We start from the raw sequence: 16,875 nt of genomic DNA, 5'->3' as shown, positions 1-16,875 counted from the left end.
TCCGCCGCCGCATTCCGCATCAAGCGCCCACACTTATCGGCTGTTAGTTTTTAAAGATCGATCCGCCCAACCCGCAGCACCTGAACCACAACCACCCGGCACCGCTTCGTTTGCGTCGCTGCGTCTGCAGCAGAAAAGCGAGATTATGGAGAACTTTCGTCGGATCGTCAACAGGTTTTTATCACTCGCTTAACCTGCCCACGCCGCTGAAACCCTCGCCATCCAAGGCTTCCCGCTTCTCCGTGCCCCGGTGTCCGGAGCGCGAAAGAGCGGAATTCTAGTCGCCGCAGCGAGAACTTGCAAGCGAAATCCTGGGGTTTTCCTCAAGGGGTCTTTCCGATACGCCCCGGATCGTCGATCGCTGGTGTTTTCACTTGGGACGCCAGGGTCTGGGCGGCGGATGCGCCGATCGTCCAATCATGCAGCACGGTATATGCGACAGCCAGCAACGTCGGGCCGATGAAAACGCCAAGGAAACCAAACGCAAACGCGCCGCCGAGGATGCCGAGCATGACCAGAATCAACGGCATGTCACTGTTCTTGCCAATCAGGATCGGCTTGATGACGTTGTCGGCCATACCGACTACCAGCAGGCCCCATATGACCAAAAAAATCGCCCACCCAGTCGATCCACCCTGATACAGCCAGATCGCTGCGGGTAACCAGACAATGACTGGACCGCCCGGCACCACCGACAGAAAAAACGTCACCAGCCCAAGCAATGCCGGCGCCGGTACGCCCGCCATCCACAAGCCAATTCCCGCGAGAACCCCCTGTACGAGGGCCGTACCAAGAATCCCGTAGACCACACCCTTCACCGTGCTGCCCGCCAGTGCGAGCAGATACTCGGCGCGCTCACCAGCGACTCGACGCATGCCGGCATTCAGCCACGCAGCCGCCCCCTCGCCACCGGTATAAAAGAAGAACGCGAGCACGATGCTCAACGCCAGCAGCCCCAGCCCATGCGTCACCGCAAGCGCCGCCGCCAGAATCCACTTGCCGGCCGGCGCGGCGAGCGTGCGCAACTGCGCGATGAGCTCAGAATTGCTGCTGGTCAAGCGCTCCCAAAAGGCCTCAAGGCTCGAACCAATTAGCGGGATCCGCTGCACCCACGACGGCAGATCGGGCAACCCCGAATCGAAGAGTCTCTGCACCAGCGCCACGATTTCGTGAACATGCGCACCGAACGCAAAACCCGCATAGACGAACGGCCCGAGCACCACGACCAGAATAATCAGCACGATCAAGGTCGCGGCCAGTTTGCGCCGCCCGCCAACCACCCCAGTGAGTCGCCGGTAGAGTCCCCAGGAACTGTAGCTGAGGATGGCGCCCCACAGCAGCGCAGTCGTAAATGGCGCCAGCACCAGCAACGACCCGCCAACGAGCACAATTAATGCGAATACCGCGGCGAGCCGTTCGATCAGTTGGTCCGATTTCACGATGGATCTCCTATTGCGCCAGACCGTGGCAATGACATGACACACGCCCGTCAGGCGCCCGCCGAACGCCGTCAGTATAGAAGCGAGTCGGGCGTCCGGGGGTGTCTTATACCATCCGGCCAGGCGACGTGCGTCGCCTGCGACCGTGCCGGCGGCGAACGCAGTTTTGAGATGAAAGCGCTCGAATCGACCGGAGATTGCCGACCAACCGGTATAGCCGCCTGGAAAAGACTAGAATATAAGGTTCCGTGCCCCCAATTTTTCTGGATTTATGCGCTCGCGAATCGCCAAACGTCTCCCTCCCGACGCTGACAAGCTTGTCGGTCTCTCGCTCGCGCTTTTCGCGTCGGGCAGCCGTACCGAAGATCGCTTCTGGGAAGCGAAGCTCGACGCGCTGCTGGCCAAAGTCGTGCGCAACGCCAACCAGACCACGCTGGACGCCGCGCTCGACCATCTGCAGCAAAATCATCCCGATGCCTACGGCGCGCTGGCCGACATGGCGGAAACGCACAGCGAATCGTTCGTGCTCGAACACGAAGGCGTGTCATACGAAGCGCTGCTGATCGCCGCGCCCGTGCTCGCCTGGACCCGCTACGTGATTCCGTCCGGCCCGCTCAAGTCCGACGCCGCCGACGCGCTGCGTGCGCACCTGCAAGCGCACGTGCTCGCCGCCAACACGCGCGTGGCAATGGCTCCGTTCCTGTACAGCATCGACCAGTTGCCGCGCCATCACGTCGAAACGTGGCGCATCGCGCAGCAACTCGCGCAAGCCGCGGTCAGCGGCGGCAACGCGAAGCTGAACTACGGCGAGCTGCCGGAGACCTCGCCGATTCTGGCGGACCCGCGCTTTCTGCTCGCCGTCGTCGCCGCGCCCGTCGGGGAAGCGACGTTCCGCTGGCAGGAAGAAGAGCACGGCACTCGCATCGAGCGCGGCCAATGTCTCGAGCAGTGGGCCACGCAAGGCGGCGCGAATCTTTCGGTCGTGCTGCCGGGCTGCGAATTCGAATGCCTGCTGCCGGATGCGTACTACTCGGCCTGCCGCGACGCCGACGAAAGCGTGCGTCCGCACACTGTGCGTACCGCCGTGCGTTATCTTTTCGACACAATTGGCGCGGCGCCGCAGGACCTGCGCGCGGTGGTCGCCGGATTCGGTGAGCGTCGCATCGACGAGTACCGCGTCGGCTTCACGCGCAAGGGCAGCAACGACGTGATCTACGGGGTCGTGTGGCCACTCTACGGCCGCGAAAACGGCGAGGCGGGCATCGACGAGGAGCCGGAGGAAATCACCGGCTCGGACGAACCGCTCGAGGAAATCGTCGCGCTGCTGAAGGAAACCGGCATCACGGACGTGCGCCGCCACGCGGGCCGCTTCGAGCCGGAATATTGCGACGACTGTGGCGTGCCGCTGTACGCGGACCCGCTCGGCGAAATCGTCCATGCGGAAATGCCTGAGGACGCTGAGCCCGCACAACCGCATTTCCACTGACCTCAACATCGACATCCACCCTTTGTCGCGAAAAAGCCCCGTATATGCGGGGCTTTTTTCATTGAATATCTGCTTTTCTTATGCCTTTTGGACAGCCGTCAAAACGAAGGGAATTTGTCATCATAGGCACGGTGACGCATCGCCGTGATCGAGTCAGCTTCACGAGCCGCACAGATGCGTCGCGCCATTTCGCCCGACACATCTGGAGACATGCATGCGCTTCGCGATTCTCAATTCAAACGCAGAACGACGTGATGGACTCAAAGCCTTGCTACGGCAGATCGACCGGCTGGCGCGCTTCACCGAAGCCGATGAATGGCGTCTCCTCGAACGTCCGTTCAAGCGGTATCGGCCCGATCTCGTCGTAATCGACTGGGAAGACTGGATGTCGGTTGCACAGGTTCGCGCGTTGCTGAGCCACTTTCCCGACCTGCGCGTCAGCGTGCTCACCGACGGGACGTTGCCGGCGCTCGTGCGCGGGCTGATGGACGAAGGTGTGCTCGGTGTCGTTCCGCGCGACACCGATCCGTGCCTGATCGTGCGTGCGTTGGAAATGGTCCTGCTCGGCGGACATTACGTGCCGCCCGGCGCGCTGGCGATCGACCCGCCGCTGCCGACCGACACCGCGATCCGTACGTTCGATGAAGAAAGTCCGCCGCCCCGCCGCAACAAGCTCTCGAGCGGACTGTCACCGCGGCAGGAGCAGATCATGCGATGCGTGCACATGGGCAGCACCAATAAGATGATCGCGCGCACGCTCGGCATTAGCGAAGGCACGGTCAAGATCCACCTGACGAGCATATTCCAGCAACTCGGCGCGCCCAACCGCGCCGCCGCGGTCGCGCTGTATAACGGCTGGCTCACGAATCATTTGCAGGTTCTGCGTAACAACGGCGAGAACAGCGTGCGGCCCGTCATCCGTGGGCAGCCTGGCCCGGTTCCGCTGCGGCGGCACAAGCGCGCGCACTTCCAGTATCCGTTGCCCGCCAGCGACACCAGCAACGCGCTGCCGATGGCCGCGGAGCCCGCCACGTCTTACGGTGAAGCGCCGCACGGCCAGCCCGCGCGGAAGTCGGTCACGCCGGGCTCCGCCTGACGCGGGTCGCGCCGCGCGTATCGGTTGGAACATCCGCATGCGCGCAGCGTCGACGGCGGGCTGGCATGGATTCCGCTCACACCTTTTGTCGTCCAACGAGTAATATGAGACTCATGGGTTTCCTCTACACACCGCTTCCGTTCTGGGTCGCTGTCGGTGGCTGGATTGCCACTGCGATGGTGATCGCGCTCGCGCTGTGGAAAAATCCTTTCAAAAGACTTCAGGATGGCACGCTCCAGCACGTCTGGCTGGCGATAATCGTTGCGGTGTCGGTACTGTGGGCGAGCAACGCCTGGCTCGACGACGGCACCGTGATGCACCTGCTCGGCGCCACGCTCGTCGTCACGCTGTTCGACTGGGGGCTCGCCCTGATCGCGATGGCGGTGGTCACGGGTCTGGCCGCCGTCGTCTTCGATGCGCCGTGGCAGGGCATCGCTTTGACGTTCCTCGTGTACGGCGCGCTACCCGTCGCCATCTCGACCTTGGTCCAGCGCATCTGCACCGCGTGGCTGCCGCGCAATCTCTTCATGTTCATCTTCGGCCAGGGCTTCGTTTCGCCCGCCATCGCCGTGTCGTTCACTGCCGCGGCGGCGCTCGGCATTCATATCGCCGTGTCCGGCGGCTCAATGACCGTGGTGCCGGTCGGCTACGCGCTCAGCGTGCTGCTGCTCGCCACCGGCGAAGCCTGGTTCACTGGCATGGCGACCGCGCTGATCGCGGTCTACCGTCCGGCATGGGTCACCACCTACGACGTGCGGCGCTATCGCCTGGGCGGCCCGCGCACCTGAGAATGCGCGCTTTGACGTCGCGTGCGGCGCACCTGTGGTATTCAGCGCTTCGTCGCTGGAGGCTTCCCGGGCGCTCCGATCAGGACAGACAGAATATTTGCGGCAACATTGAACTCAACCCTTGCGCGGGGCATCTTATTTGCCTCATCTCCCATTTGCGTCTAAAGAACTAGATGGATCGCACCAATGTACCGCGCGGGTTGCTGCGGGTGATCGGCCGGTTGGCAGCCTGCGCAGCGAGTCTCTCGCTCATCTGCGCGACTCCCGCATTCGCTGATCAGCTCGAACAGCACAACGACCTCGTCAAAAAATTCATCACCGACATGCACGCGGACCCGCTCGTCGCGGACTGCGCCGCGCATGGCGACTTCGTCGCGAGCACGTCGACCGCGTTCGACCACGTTGAATTTCCATCCAGTTCGTTCGACAGTGCGCACTCGTCGGTCACGCCGTGGAACGATTCGTTCGACGAAGGCAAGCAGCGCGTCAAGGTGGACAGCATCGTCACCGTCGAGGGCGTCGGCGTGCGCCAGAACAACTCGGGCGAGCCGGCCGATCTTAAATTCCGCTGCGGCTACGTCGGCTCGCAGATGCTCGCGTTCAGCTGGAACGATCCGGTACCGCCGAACCGCGCGCACAGCGAGGGATCGGGCAAGCACAAAGGCGGCAAAGGCAAGCACGCGGTCGGCGGCAAGTCGAAGAATCCGTCGAAGCCAGGCTCGGGTAAATCGTCGCGCGCGACATCCAGCAAATCGGCGAACAAGAGCTCGAAGAAAAAGAGCCAATGACGTCCGGCGCCGGTGGGCTTGCACCACAGCGCGCTCCGTCGCCCCAATAAAAACGAGGCCCGCACTCTTTCCGTGCGGGCCTCGTCTTTTCGGGTCCATCCGTCCGCGTGTCTAAGCGAACGTCTCCACGTGACGCAGAATCGCCTGCAACATCGCGGCGCCCAGCGATGCGCTACGCTCGCCGTTCCAGCCTACGCGCTCGTCGGGCAGATTCGCGTTGTCCTTGAACGGCATTTCCAACGTCAACGACAGACAGCCGAATTCGTTGCCGATGTACTTCGACGCGAGCTTCAACGCGTCCTCGCGATACTTGCTCGCCGCATAGCCGTACTTGTCCTGAAAATCCGGACTCGCGTGCTTGAACGCCTCGATGAACGCCTTCTGCTCGCGCCCCTGCCGCTCGGTAAAGCCCGGCAGCATTTCGGAGCCCGCGACGAACACATACGGCAACGTCTCGTCGCCATGAATATCGAAGAACAGGTCGCAGCCCGTCGCATGAATCGCGTCGCGCACCACCAGTACCTCGGGACTGCGCGCGGCGTCCGGCTCCATCCATTCGCGATTCAGGTTCGCGCCGGCCGCGTTGGTGCGCAGATTGCCGCGCACGCTGCCGTCCGGATTCATGTTCGGCACGATGTGGAACACGGCGTGATCGTACAGCTTGCGCGCGACCGGATCGCCCGCCCAATCGCCCCAGCCCGCGAGGCGCTTCACGAATCCTTCGATGAACCATTCGGCCATCGTCTCGCCGGGATGCTGGCGGGCAATCAGCCAGATGTTCTTTTTCGGCGCGGCGTTAGCGGCATCGTCCGCGGGCGGCGTGCCGAGCGTGAGCAGCGAAATCGGCCGGCCTTCGACCGTCTTGCCGAGCTCGGTCAGCGACGCGTGCGGCATCTGCTGCACGGCACCGAGAAACTCGGCATGGCGCTCCTCGCTGTACGGTTCGAAGTACGCGTAGTAGACGCTGTCGAAATCGGGTGTGTGGTCGATCGTCAACACCTTGCCGTCGTACGACGTCGGCACACGAAACCAGTTCACGCGGTCGTAGCTCGCAACCGCCCGATAGTCGCGCCAGCCCTCCGCGAACGCGCATGCGGCGGCGTTCTCGAAGTTCATCACGCAGCGCTCGCCCGCCGCGCCCGACAGACGGAAATAGAACCACTGCGCGAACTCGGCGTGGCTGTCGGACCGCACGCGCAGGCGTATATTGCCGGCGTCCTCGCAGGACAGCACATCAATTGCGCCTGCGTCGAAATTGCTCGTAATCGATAACGTCATCAGAATCTTCCCTGCCTGTATGCACGCCGCCTTGCTTGCGCAGCGACGCGCTTATTCCGCAACGCGGCGGCGAAATACGAAAGTGGAGTCGTTCGAAGCTTCAGCGGTGAACGCATAGCCTTCGGTGTCGAAATCCTTCAGCTGCTCGGGACGATCGAGGCGGTTTTCCACGGCGAAGCGCGCCATCATGCCGCGCGCGCGTTTTGCATGAAAGCTGATGACCTTGTAGCGGCCGCCCTTCCAGTCTTCGAACACCGGCGTGACGACCGGCGCGTCGAGCAGCTTCGGCTTGACCGACTTGAAGTACTCGCCCGACGCGCAATTGACCAGCACGCGCGAGGCCTCCGCATTCTTCTTCAGCTGCGCGTTCAATGCGTGCGTGATGCGCTCGCCCCAGAACGCGTACAGATCCTTGCCGCGCGGATTGACGAAGCGCGTGCCCATTTCGAGCCGGTACGGCTGCAGCAGATCGAGCGGGCGCAGCAGGCCATAGAGGCCCGAGAGCACACGCACATGATTCTGCGCATAGTCGAGATCGGCCGACGACAACGTCTTCGCATCGAAACCTTCGTACACGTCGCCGTTGAAAGCGAGCACCGCCTGCTTGGCGTTGTGCGTGCCGAATTGCGGCGACCATTCCGCGTAACGCTGAAAATTGAGGTGCGCGAGCTGATCGGAAATGCTCATCAGCGAAGCGATCTGTTGCGGCGACAAAAGGCGCAGGCCGCCGATCAGTTCGGCGGCGTCATCGACGAAATCGGGGATCGTGTGCTTTTTGACGTGCGGCGGAGTGTCGTAGTCGAGCGATTTCGCCGGCGACAGAACGATTATCATAGAGGCTTGCAGGCACGCCGTGCCTGGCTGTCAAAGACGAAAGCCTGATTGTAACGAATGCCCGGTTCCCTCGCCTCAAGCGGCGCGTTGCGCGTCGTACTCGATTCCAACGTGTGGATCGATATTCTCGTATTCGACGACCCGCACACGCGGCCGATCGCCGCCGCGCTCGAAAGCGGCGCGCTCGCGGCGCTGATCGACGCGCGCTGCCTCGCCGAACTCACCTACGTCCTCGACTATCCGCAGTTCGCGCACCGCAACGTCGACAAAACCGCGGCGCTCGCGGTCGTCGCGCGGCTGGCGCAACTCGTCGAGCCAGCCGAGCCGACCGAGTCCGCCGACAACGTACGACCGCTGCCCCAATGCAAGGACCGCGACGACCAGAAGTTTCTCGAGCTCGCGCATGCGGCGCAGGCCGACTGGCTCGTGTCGAAAGACCGCGCGGTGCTGAAGCTCGCGAAGCGGATCGCGCGCGATTTCGGCTTTCGGATCGCGCAACCGGCGCCATTCGTCGCGGCGGTCGGTATTGAGCAGAAGGCCGCCGACGTGCCCGTCACCGTGTGAATCCGGTCATCCGTACGCCGCTGCGAGCCGGCCGCAGGTTGACGGCTCACCTCAGGCCGGCCGGATGGTCAACGTGAAACCCGCGGCGCGCACAGCGTGCCGCGATTCCCTACAATCAGACTTCGCCCATCGCAACGACAGTTCGAGACTCGGCCCACCTTATCGCCCTGCTACCCACGACGCCATGAACGCACCGCACGACACGCCCACGAGCCCCACGTTCCCATCTCGCCTGCCGGACGTCGGCACGACGATCTTCACCGTGATGAGCGCGCTCGCCGCGGAAAAAGGCGCGGTGAATCTGGGTCAGGGCTTTCCCGACTTCGCCTGCGATCCGCGCATCGTCGACGCGGTCGCGAACGCGATGCGCGACGGCCACAACCAGTATCCGCCGATGGCCGGCGTGCTGCCGCTGCGTCAGGCGATTTCGGACAAGATCGCGAATCTGTACGGCCGCCGCTACGACGCGCATAGCGAAATCACCGTGACGGCGGGCGCCACCCAGGCGTTGCTGACCGCGATTCTTTGCACCGTGCATCCGGGCGACGAAGTGGTCGTGGTCGAGCCGACCTACGACAGCTATCTGCCGTCGATCGAGCTCGCGGGCGGCAAGCCGGTTTTCGTCACGCTCGACGCACCCGACTACGCGATCCCGTTCGACAAGCTCGCCGCCGCGATCACGCCGAAGACGCGCCTGATCATGATCAACACGCCGCACAATCCGACCGGCACCGTGTGGCGCGAACAGGACATGCGCAAGCTCGAAGAGATCGTGCGCGGCACCAACGTGCTGATCCTGTCCGACGAGGTGTACGAACACATGGTCTACGACGGTGCGCCGCACGAAAGCGTCGCGCGTTATCCGGAACTCGCGCAGCGCAGCTTCGTCGTGTCGAGCTTCGGCAAGACTTACCACGTGACCGGCTGGAAAGTCGGCTATGTGGCCGCGCCCGCCGCGCTCACCGCCGAGTTCCGCAAGGTGCACCAGTTCAACGTGTTCACCGTCAACACGCCGATGCAGATCGGCCTCGCCGATTACATGAATGACCCGGCGCCGTACGTGGATCTGCCGGCGTTTTATCAGCGCAAGCGCGACTTTTTCCGCGCGGGCCTCGCGAATTCGCGCTTCAGATTGCTGCCCTGCACGGGCACATATTTTCAGTGCGTCGACTATTCGGCGATCAGCGACCTGCCCGAAGCCGACTTCGCGCAATGGCTGACCGGCGAGATCGGCGTCGCGGCGATTCCCGTGTCGGCGTTCTACCACGAGGCGCACGAGTCTGGCGTGGTGCGCTTCTGCTTCGCCAAGCAGGAAGGCACGCTCGCCACCGCGCTCGAACGGCTCGCGCGACTCTAGGACCCTGCGCGCGATGTCACGAACGAGCCCACGTTCCTTGCCATCGCGCGTTGCGGCAGGGGTGTGCGCTTCACATCCCTGCGCGCTTCACGGCACTGCGCGCATTCACTCAGGACGCACGCGACGCCGCGACGCAGGCCTTGCGGTCCTCGGTCACGCGCTGCGCGGCCGGCCGCGCGTTGATCGTCTTTACGTAGCTCTTCCAGTCGATTCCCGCTTCGAGCAGGAAATCACGGCCGTAAATGGTCTGCGTCGCCATTGCGACGAGCGGCAGGTTCACGTAGCCGGCGGTATCGGCGACGCTGAACTGCTCGCCGCACAGATATGGCGCAAACTTCGCGATCCGTTTGAAGCCGGCGATGTGATGCGTGAGCAGCTTCTCGACGCGCCCTTTCGTCGCGTCCGTGATCGTTCCGCCGAAGAACGCTTCCTTGTACAGATTGCGCGCCGTCAACTCGAGATGCACATCGACGAAAAAGATCATTTCGCGCTCCTTGGCGGCCTGCCACGGATCGGCGGAGAAGATCGGCTTGTCGGGAAAACGCGCGGCCAGATATTCGACGATGCACTGCGACTCGCACAGATCGCCGTGTTCGGTCTGCAGATAGGGCACCTTGCCGAGCGGCGAATGCTCGAGCAGCGCTTCGTCCTGGCTCGGCTTCACCAGATGCTCCTCGAACTCGATGCCATGTTCGAGCAGCACGAACTTGACCTTGTTGTAGTAGTTGGAAAGCGCAAAACCGCACAGCTTGATCATCGGGTGTCTCCTTGTGTCATGGTATGTGAGACCGCGCGTCGAAGTTGAAGCAGCGGCTTTCCATCAAATCATCCAGTAAATTGCACGGTCGTGCTATTCTAAAATAACCATGGAGTCAGGCATCGCAATGAACTCTCGCAATTTCAGCATCGAGACCATCGGCATCGTCGGCACCGGCGCGATGGGCCGCGGCATCGCGCAGATCGCGGCGCTCGCCGGCCTGCGCGTGCGGCTCTACGACACCAACGCGACCGCCGTCGGCGCCGCGCGCGACTATCTCGCGGAGACTTTCGCCAAATTGACGGCCAAAGGCAAGCTCGAGCAGTCGCGCTCGCTCGCCGCGCTCGCCAACGTGAGCGGCGTGCAGGCGGTGAGCGAACTGGTCGGCTGCGATCTCGTCATCGAGGCGATCGTCGAAAAGCTCGACGTGAAGCAGGCGCTGTTTCGCGAGCTCGAAACCGTGGTCAGCGGCCGCTGCATCCTCGCGTCGAATACGTCGTCGCTGTCGATCACCGCGATCGCCGCGGGCTGCACCGATCCGTCGCGCGTGGTCGGCTATCACTTCTTCAATCCGGTGCCGCTGATGAAGGTCGTCGAAGTGATCGACGGCCTGCGCAGCGACCCCGAGGCCGGCGACGCGCTGATGGATCTCGCGCGCCGCATGGGCCACACGCCGGTGCGCGCGAAAGACATGCCCGGCTTCATCGTCAATCACGCGGGTCGCGGCATGAATACCGAGGGCTTGCGCGTGGCGGGCGAAGGCGTCGCGAGCTTTGCGGACATCGACCGCATCATGCGCGAACAAGCCGGCTTTCGACTCGGGCCGTTCGAGTTGCTGGACCTGACCGCGCTCGACGTGTCGCATCCGGTGATGGAGTCGATCTATCACCAGTTCTACGAAGAACCCCGTTACACGCCGTCGCCGATCACGGGCACGCGGCTGTCGGGCGGACTGCTCGGCCGCAAGAGCGGCGAAGGTTTTTATCGCTACGTGGACGGCAAGCAGCAGGTTCCCGCCGAAGCGCCGGCGCCGACCACGCTGCCGCAAAGCGTATGGGTCAGCCAGCGCTATCGCGACGCGTATGAGGCCGTCGCGCAGCTGGTCGGCAAAGCGGGCGTCAAGCTCGACGAAGGCGCGACGCCCGCCGCAGATTCGCTGATCGTCGTCACGCCGTTCGGCCACGACGCGACCACGGCCGCGGTCGACGAAGCGCTCGACGCGAGCCGCGTCGTCGCCGTCGACGCACTATTTCCGCTCGCCGGCGCGCAACGCCGCACGCTGATGACCACGCCCGTCACGACACGTGCCGCGCGCGCTAGCGCGCATGCGCTGTTCGCCGCCGATGGCATCCCCGTCACCGTGATCCGCGATTCGACCGGCTTCGTCGCGCAGCGGGTGGTCGCGACGATCGTCAACATCGGCTGCGACATCGCGCAAAAGCAGATCGCGACGCCGCAGGATATCGACCTCGCCGTCACGCTCGGCCTCGGCTATCCGCGCGGACCGCTCGCGCTCGGCGATGCGCTCGGCGCCACCACGATTCTCACGATCCTGCGCAACATGCACAGCGTGCTCGGCGAGCCGCGCTATCGCCCGTCGCCGTGGCTCGCCAGACGCGCGCAACTCGGCCTCTCGCTCACGCAGCGCGACGCCGCCGACACTCAAACCGAGACCCAGGAGACCCAATCATGAGCGCCGCCCTGCTCGCTTCACGCCCGGCCAGCAGCGAATCCACGCTGGTCCTCACGCTCTCGAACCCCGGTGCGCGTAACGCGCTGCATCCGGACATGTACGCGGCCGGCATCGAGGCATTCGATACCGTCGAGCGCGATCCGTCGATACGCGCTGTCGTGATCACCGGTGCCGACAACTTCTTTTGCGCGGGCGGCAATCTGAACCGCCTGCTCGAAAATCGCGCGAAAGATCCGTCCGTACAGGCCGATAGCATCGACATGCTCGCTCAATGGATCTCGGCGCTGCGGCTATCGTCGAAGCCGGTCATTGCCGCGGTGGAAGGCGCCGCGGCCGGCGCGGGATTCTCGCTCGCACTCGCCTGCGACCTGATCGTCGCCGCGGACAACGCCAAATTCGCGATGTCGTACGCGCGCGTCGGCTTGACGCCCGACGGCGGCGGCTCGTGGTTCCTCGCGCAGTCGCTGCCGCGCCAGCTGGCCACCGAGGTACTGATCGAAGCCAAACCGATCGGCGCCGCGCGACTGCACGAACTCGGCGTCGTCAACCGGCTCACCAAAGCCGGCACCGCGCTCGACAACGCGCTCGCCTGGGCCGACGAGCTCGGCACGATTTCGCCCAATTCGATCACTCGCATCAAGGGGCTGATCGCCGCGGCCGGCACGCAGCCGCTCGCCGATCATCTGGTCGCCGAGCGCGATAACTTCGTCGCGTCGCTGCACCATCGCGACGGCCTCGAAGGCATCACCGCGTTCCTCGAAAAACGCGCGCCGATCTACAAATAAGCGACGGGAGAGCCGCCCGACATGCCCGACTATCAACTGCCGAAACGTCGCCGCATCTTCCTGATGCGTCACGGCGACGTCACCTACTTCGACGACTCAGGCCGCGCGATCGATCCCGAAACCGTGCCGCTGAACGCGAACGGCCGCGAGCAGGCGAGCGCGGCGGGTCGAGTGTTCGCCGAACAGCAGCTGCGCTTCGACCGCGTGATCGTCAGCGGCTTGCCGCGCACGATCGAAACCGCGCGGCGTGTGCTCGCCGAAACGGGCCAGCAAATCGAACCCGAGATCGACCCCGCTTTGCAGGAGATTCGCGGCGGCCGGCTCGGCAGCATTCCGCCGGGCGATATCGAGGCGGCGTTTCTCGGCGTGTTCGACGGCATCGTGCCGGAGAGCATGCGCTTTCTCGACGGAGAGACGATCGGCGAGCTGTTCGATCGCGTGCTGCCGGCCGTCGCGGCGCTGCGCGCGGACACATCGTGGGACACCGTGCTGCTGGTGCTGCACGGCGGCGTCAATCGCGCGATCCTGTCGCACGCGCTGACGGCCGGCGGCCGGACGTTCTTCGGTCACCTGTCGCAGGCGACCGGCTGCATCAATGCGCTCGACGTCGGCGCCGCGCCGCGCGACTGGGTGCTGCGCATGCTCAACTATTCACCGCCGTCGCCGTTGCATCGCGACGTTCGCAACACCACGATGGAAATGCTCTACGCACAATTCATCCGATACCAGCGTAGCTGACACCGAACTGGAGGAGACACATGGCGCAAGCCACGCAGACCGGCGAACCCGCACGCAAACAGGACTACTCGGCTTTCGAGGGCACCCGCCCGGTCAACGAGCGGCAACGCTTCGACAACGACGCGCTGGCCGCGTGGCTGACTGCGCACGTCGACGGATTCGAGGGGCCGCTGACGCTCGAGCAGTTCGCGGGCGGACAATCCAATCCCACTTTCAAGCTGATCACGCCGAAGCGCTCCTATGTGATGCGCGCGAAGCCCGGGCCCGCCGCGAAGCTGCTGCCGTCCGCGCATGCGATCGAACGCGAATACCGCGTGATGCACGCGCTCGCCGACACCGACGTGCCGGTCGCGCGGATGCTCGCGCTATGCGAGGACGAGAGCGTGATCGGCCGCGCGTTCTATGTGATGGAGTTCGTGGAAGGCCGCGTGCTATGGGATCAATCGCTGCCGGGCATGACGTCCACCGAGCGCGCGGCGATCTATGACGAAATGAATCGCGTGATCGCGGCGCTGCACAGCGTCGACGTCGCCGCCGCCGGCCTCGCCGATTACGGCAAGCCCGGCAATTACTTCGCGCGCCAGATCGGTCGCTGGAGCAAGCAGTATCTGGCCTCCGAGACCGAGCCGATCGACGCGATGCACCGGCTGATCGACTGGCTGCCGCAGCATATGCCCGCGGAAACGAGCGGCCGTACCTCGGTCGTGCATGGCGACTACCGGCTCGATAACCTGATCTTCGCTCGCAACGAGCCGCGCGTGCTCGCGGTGCTCGACTGGGAACTGTCGACGCTCGGCGATCCGCTCGCCGATTTCGCGTATCACTGCATGGCGTGGCACGTCGACCCCGCACAGTTCCGTGGCATCGCGGGACTCGATTGGGCCGCGCTCGGCATTCCCGATGAAGCGCGCTACGTCGAGCGCTATTGCCAACGCACCGGCTTCGAGATTCATGGCGACTGGAACTTCTACCTGGCGTACAACATGTTCCGCATCGCCGCGATTCTGCAAGGGATCATGAAGCGTGTCGTCGACGGTACCGCGTCGAGCGCGCAGGCGCTCGACGCCGGCCGGCGCGCGAAGCCGATGGCCGAGCTGGCCTGGCATTACGCGCAGAAGGTTCTGTAGACACAAGGGCGCGCCCTGCTCCCCATCATTCGCAGTCCGTTACCCGCGAGGTTTTCAGATGAATTTCGATTACACCCCGAAGGTCCAGGCGTTGCGCGAAAAACTGCTCGCCTTTTTCGACGAGCATATTTACCCGAACGAACAGGCGTTCTACGCGGAGATCGCGCGCAATCGCCAGAACGGCAACGCATGGGTGCCGACCGAGCTGATCGAGCAACTCAAGCAGAAGGCGCGCGACGCCGGCCTGTGGAATCTGTTCCTGCCGCAATCGGAGCGCGGCGCCGGCCTGACGAATCTCGAATACGCGCCGCTGTGCGAGATCATGGGCCGCGTGCCCTGGGCGCCGGAAGTGTTCAACTGCAACGCGCCGGACACCGGCAACATGGAGACGATCGAGCGCTACGGCAGCGAACACAACAAGCGCGAGTGGCTCGAACCGCTGCTGCAAGGGCAGATCCGTTCGGCGTTTCTGATGACGGAGCCGGAGGTCGCGTCGTCGGATGCGACCAATATCCAGACCAGCATCGTGCGCGATGGCGATCATTACGTGATCAACGGTCACAAGTGGTGGTCGTCGGGTGCGGGCGATCCGCGCTGCAAGGTCTATATCGTGATGGGCAAGACCGATCCCGACGCGCCGCGCCATCAGCAGCAGTCGATGATCCTCGTACCCGCCGACGCCACCGGCATCACCGTGCATCGCCCGCTCACGGTGTTCGGCTACGACGACGCGCCGCACGGCCACATGGAGATCACGCTCGACAACGTGCGCGTGCCCGCCACCAACATGCTGCTCGGCGAGGGCCGCGGCTTCGAGATCGCGCAAGGCCGTCTCGGCCCGGGCCGCATCCATCACTGCATGCGTCTGATCGGTCTCGCCGAGCGCGCGCTCGAATTGATGGCGAAGCGCTCGCTGCAACGTGTCGCGTTCGGCAAGCCGGTCGCATCGCAGGGGGTCACGCAGGAACGTCTCGCCGAGGCGCGCTGCATGATCGAGCAGGCCCGTCTGCTCACGTTGAAGACCGCATACATGATGGACACCGTCGGCAACAAGGGCGCGCGCGGCGAGATCGCGATGATCAAGGTGGTCGCGCCGAACATGGCGTGCCAGGTGATCGACTGGGCGATTCAGGCGCATGGCGGCGGCGGCGTCAGCGACGATTTCCCGCTCGCGTATGCGTATGCATCGGCGCGCACGCTGCGTTTCGCCGACGGCCCCGACGAAGTGCACCGCAACGCGATCGCCAAGCTCGAGCTCGCGCGTCACATGGATGCGGGCGCGGCGGCTCGCGTGGAAATGCCGGTCACGCGCGTTTGAGTGCTTTGGCTCGAGGTGAGCGCGGGGCCTGAGGCCATCGCAAGCAACATCGTGAGATCTATGCTCTAATTTTTGGCAACCGCGGCGCCCTCTGTGTGGCGCCGCTTTGACGAAAAGGAGCCAGGATGATCGACGTCTATAGCTGGGCGACCCCGAACGGCCACAAGGTTCACATCATGCTCGAGGAGACGGGCCTACCCTACAACGTGCATGCGGTGAATATCGGTGCCGGCGACCAGTTCGCGGCCGAATTTCTCGCCATCAGCCCCAACAACAAGATTCCCGCGATCGTCGATTCCGAAGGGCCGAAAAGCGCCGACGGGCGACCATTCGCGCTGTTCGAATCCGGGGCGATACTGATTTATCTGGCCGAGAAAACCGGCAAGTTTCTACCCACCGATCCGGCCGCACGCTACGCGACACTGCAATGGCTGATGTTCCAGATGGGTGGCCTCGGCCCGATGCTAGGACAAACGCATCACTTCCGCGTGTATGCACCCGAGCGGATCGAATATGCTGTCAATCGCTACACCAACGAAGCGCGACGTCTGTACGGCGTGATGGACACGCAACTCGGCAAGACGCGTTACCTCGCTGGCAACGACTATACGATCGCGGACATCGCCGCGTTCCCGTGGACCCGTTCGTGGCAAAACCAGGGCATCGACCTCGATACGTTGCCGAACGTGAAGCGCTGGCATGAAGAGATCGCCGCGCGGCCGGCGGTAGTGCGCGGCGTCGACGTGCTGGCGTCCGCGCGCGTGCCGCTGATGGACGACAAGGCGAAAGAAATGCTGTTTGGCGCGACGCAGTACGCGAAACACTAG

At 64.0% G+C, this 16,875-nt stretch carries 17 protein-coding genes; 13 read left to right on the top strand and 4 right to left on the bottom strand.

Annotated features, from left to right (window positions below; all coding sequences use genetic code 11):
- A partial coding sequence (locus EVC45_RS46170; RefSeq protein WP_211193442.1) for a hypothetical protein occupies positions 1-193 on the top strand: 193 nt, incomplete at its 5' end.
- Between the two features lie 130 nt (positions 194-323).
- Here the strand turns inward: EVC45_RS46170 and EVC45_RS19465 are convergent.
- Positions 324-1,439, bottom strand: a complete 1,116-nt coding sequence (locus tag EVC45_RS19465) for an AI-2E family transporter (protein ID WP_129959719.1) — start codon at positions 1,437-1,439, stop codon at positions 324-326.
- A 271-nt stretch (positions 1,440-1,710) separates the two neighbouring features.
- Between EVC45_RS19465 and EVC45_RS19460 the strand changes: the two genes are divergently transcribed.
- From EVC45_RS19460 to EVC45_RS19445, 4 genes are all read left to right on the top strand, one after another.
- Positions 1,711-2,925, top strand: coding sequence for a DUF2863 family protein (locus tag EVC45_RS19460; protein WP_129959717.1), 1,215 nt, complete (start codon positions 1,711-1,713; stop codon positions 2,923-2,925).
- A gap of 214 nt (positions 2,926-3,139) precedes the next feature.
- Positions 3,140-4,021, top strand: a complete 882-nt coding sequence (locus tag EVC45_RS19455) for a response regulator transcription factor (RefSeq protein ID WP_129959716.1) — start codon at positions 3,140-3,142, stop codon at positions 4,019-4,021.
- 113 nt (positions 4,022-4,134) lie between these two features.
- Positions 4,135-4,809 (top strand): energy-coupling factor ABC transporter permease, encoded by a 675-nt coding sequence (locus EVC45_RS19450; protein WP_129959714.1) that lies wholly within the window; start codon positions 4,135-4,137, stop codon positions 4,807-4,809.
- A 173-nt stretch (positions 4,810-4,982) separates the two neighbouring features.
- On the top strand, positions 4,983-5,597 hold the full coding sequence (locus EVC45_RS19445) for a BspC domain-containing protein (protein ID WP_129959712.1): 615 nt from the start codon (positions 4,983-4,985) through the stop codon (positions 5,595-5,597).
- A 111-nt stretch (positions 5,598-5,708) separates the two neighbouring features.
- On the opposite strand, the gene EVC45_RS19440 is transcribed toward EVC45_RS19445, so the two are convergent.
- Together EVC45_RS19440 and yaaA are read right to left on the bottom strand one after the other, a co-directional pair.
- Positions 5,709-6,875 (bottom strand): M14-type cytosolic carboxypeptidase, encoded by a 1,167-nt coding sequence (locus EVC45_RS19440; protein ID WP_129959710.1) that lies wholly within the window; start codon positions 6,873-6,875, stop codon positions 5,709-5,711.
- A gap of 51 nt (positions 6,876-6,926) precedes the next feature.
- Positions 6,927-7,709, bottom strand: coding sequence for a peroxide stress protein YaaA (yaaA, locus tag EVC45_RS19435; protein ID WP_129959708.1), 783 nt, complete (start codon positions 7,707-7,709; stop codon positions 6,927-6,929).
- 57 nt (positions 7,710-7,766) lie between these two features.
- Here yaaA and EVC45_RS19430 point away from each other — a divergent pair, with 57 nt between their 5' ends.
- A complete protein-coding gene (locus EVC45_RS19430; RefSeq protein WP_129959706.1) occupies positions 7,767-8,273 on the top strand; it encodes a putative toxin-antitoxin system toxin component, PIN family in 507 nt (168 codons plus the stop codon).
- A gap of 184 nt (positions 8,274-8,457) precedes the next feature.
- Positions 8,458-9,630 (top strand): pyridoxal phosphate-dependent aminotransferase, encoded by a 1,173-nt coding sequence (locus EVC45_RS19425; protein ID WP_129959705.1) that lies wholly within the window; start codon positions 8,458-8,460, stop codon positions 9,628-9,630.
- Between the two features lie 109 nt (positions 9,631-9,739).
- Here the strand turns inward: EVC45_RS19425 and EVC45_RS19420 are convergent, their stop codons facing one another.
- Entirely contained in the window at positions 9,740-10,387 is a 648-nt protein-coding gene (locus tag EVC45_RS19420) for a glutathione S-transferase family protein (protein ID WP_129959703.1), read from the bottom strand.
- 127 nt (positions 10,388-10,514) lie between these two features.
- Here EVC45_RS19420 and EVC45_RS19415 point away from each other — a divergent pair, with 127 nt between their 5' ends.
- The 6 genes from EVC45_RS19415 to EVC45_RS19390 all read left to right on the top strand — a co-directional run bounded on the left by EVC45_RS19415 (position 10,515) and on the right by EVC45_RS19390 (position 16,875).
- Complete coding sequence (locus EVC45_RS19415; RefSeq protein WP_129959701.1) at positions 10,515-12,080, top strand: 3-hydroxyacyl-CoA dehydrogenase; 1,566 nt, start codon at positions 10,515-10,517, stop codon at positions 12,078-12,080.
- A complete protein-coding gene (locus EVC45_RS19410) occupies positions 12,077-12,865 on the top strand; it encodes an oxepin-CoA hydrolase, alternative type (protein WP_129959699.1) in 789 nt (262 codons plus the stop codon). Before EVC45_RS19415 ends, EVC45_RS19410 begins: the two co-directional genes overlap by 4 nt.
- A 21-nt stretch (positions 12,866-12,886) precedes the next feature.
- Positions 12,887-13,603, top strand: a complete 717-nt coding sequence (locus EVC45_RS19405; RefSeq protein WP_129959697.1) for a histidine phosphatase family protein — start codon at positions 12,887-12,889, stop codon at positions 13,601-13,603.
- Between the two features lie 20 nt (positions 13,604-13,623).
- A complete protein-coding gene (locus EVC45_RS19400) occupies positions 13,624-14,730 on the top strand; it encodes a phosphotransferase (protein ID WP_129959695.1) in 1,107 nt (368 codons plus the stop codon).
- Positions 14,731-14,788: 58 nt separating this feature from the next.
- Positions 14,789-16,048 (top strand): acyl-CoA dehydrogenase family protein, encoded by a 1,260-nt coding sequence (locus tag EVC45_RS19395; protein WP_129959693.1) that lies wholly within the window; start codon positions 14,789-14,791, stop codon positions 16,046-16,048.
- Between the two features lie 125 nt (positions 16,049-16,173).
- The gene (locus tag EVC45_RS19390) at positions 16,174-16,875 is read left to right on the top strand and encodes a glutathione binding-like protein (RefSeq protein ID WP_129959691.1); all 702 of its coding nucleotides are present in this window, start codon (positions 16,174-16,176) and stop codon (positions 16,873-16,875) included.

This window comes from Paraburkholderia sp. UYCP14C, from assembly GCF_004197395.1.
Classification (GTDB): Bacteria; Pseudomonadota; Gammaproteobacteria; order Burkholderiales; family Burkholderiaceae; genus Paraburkholderia.
Note: the sequence above shows the minus strand (reverse complement) of the source record. Positions and strands in the feature narration are given on the sequence as shown.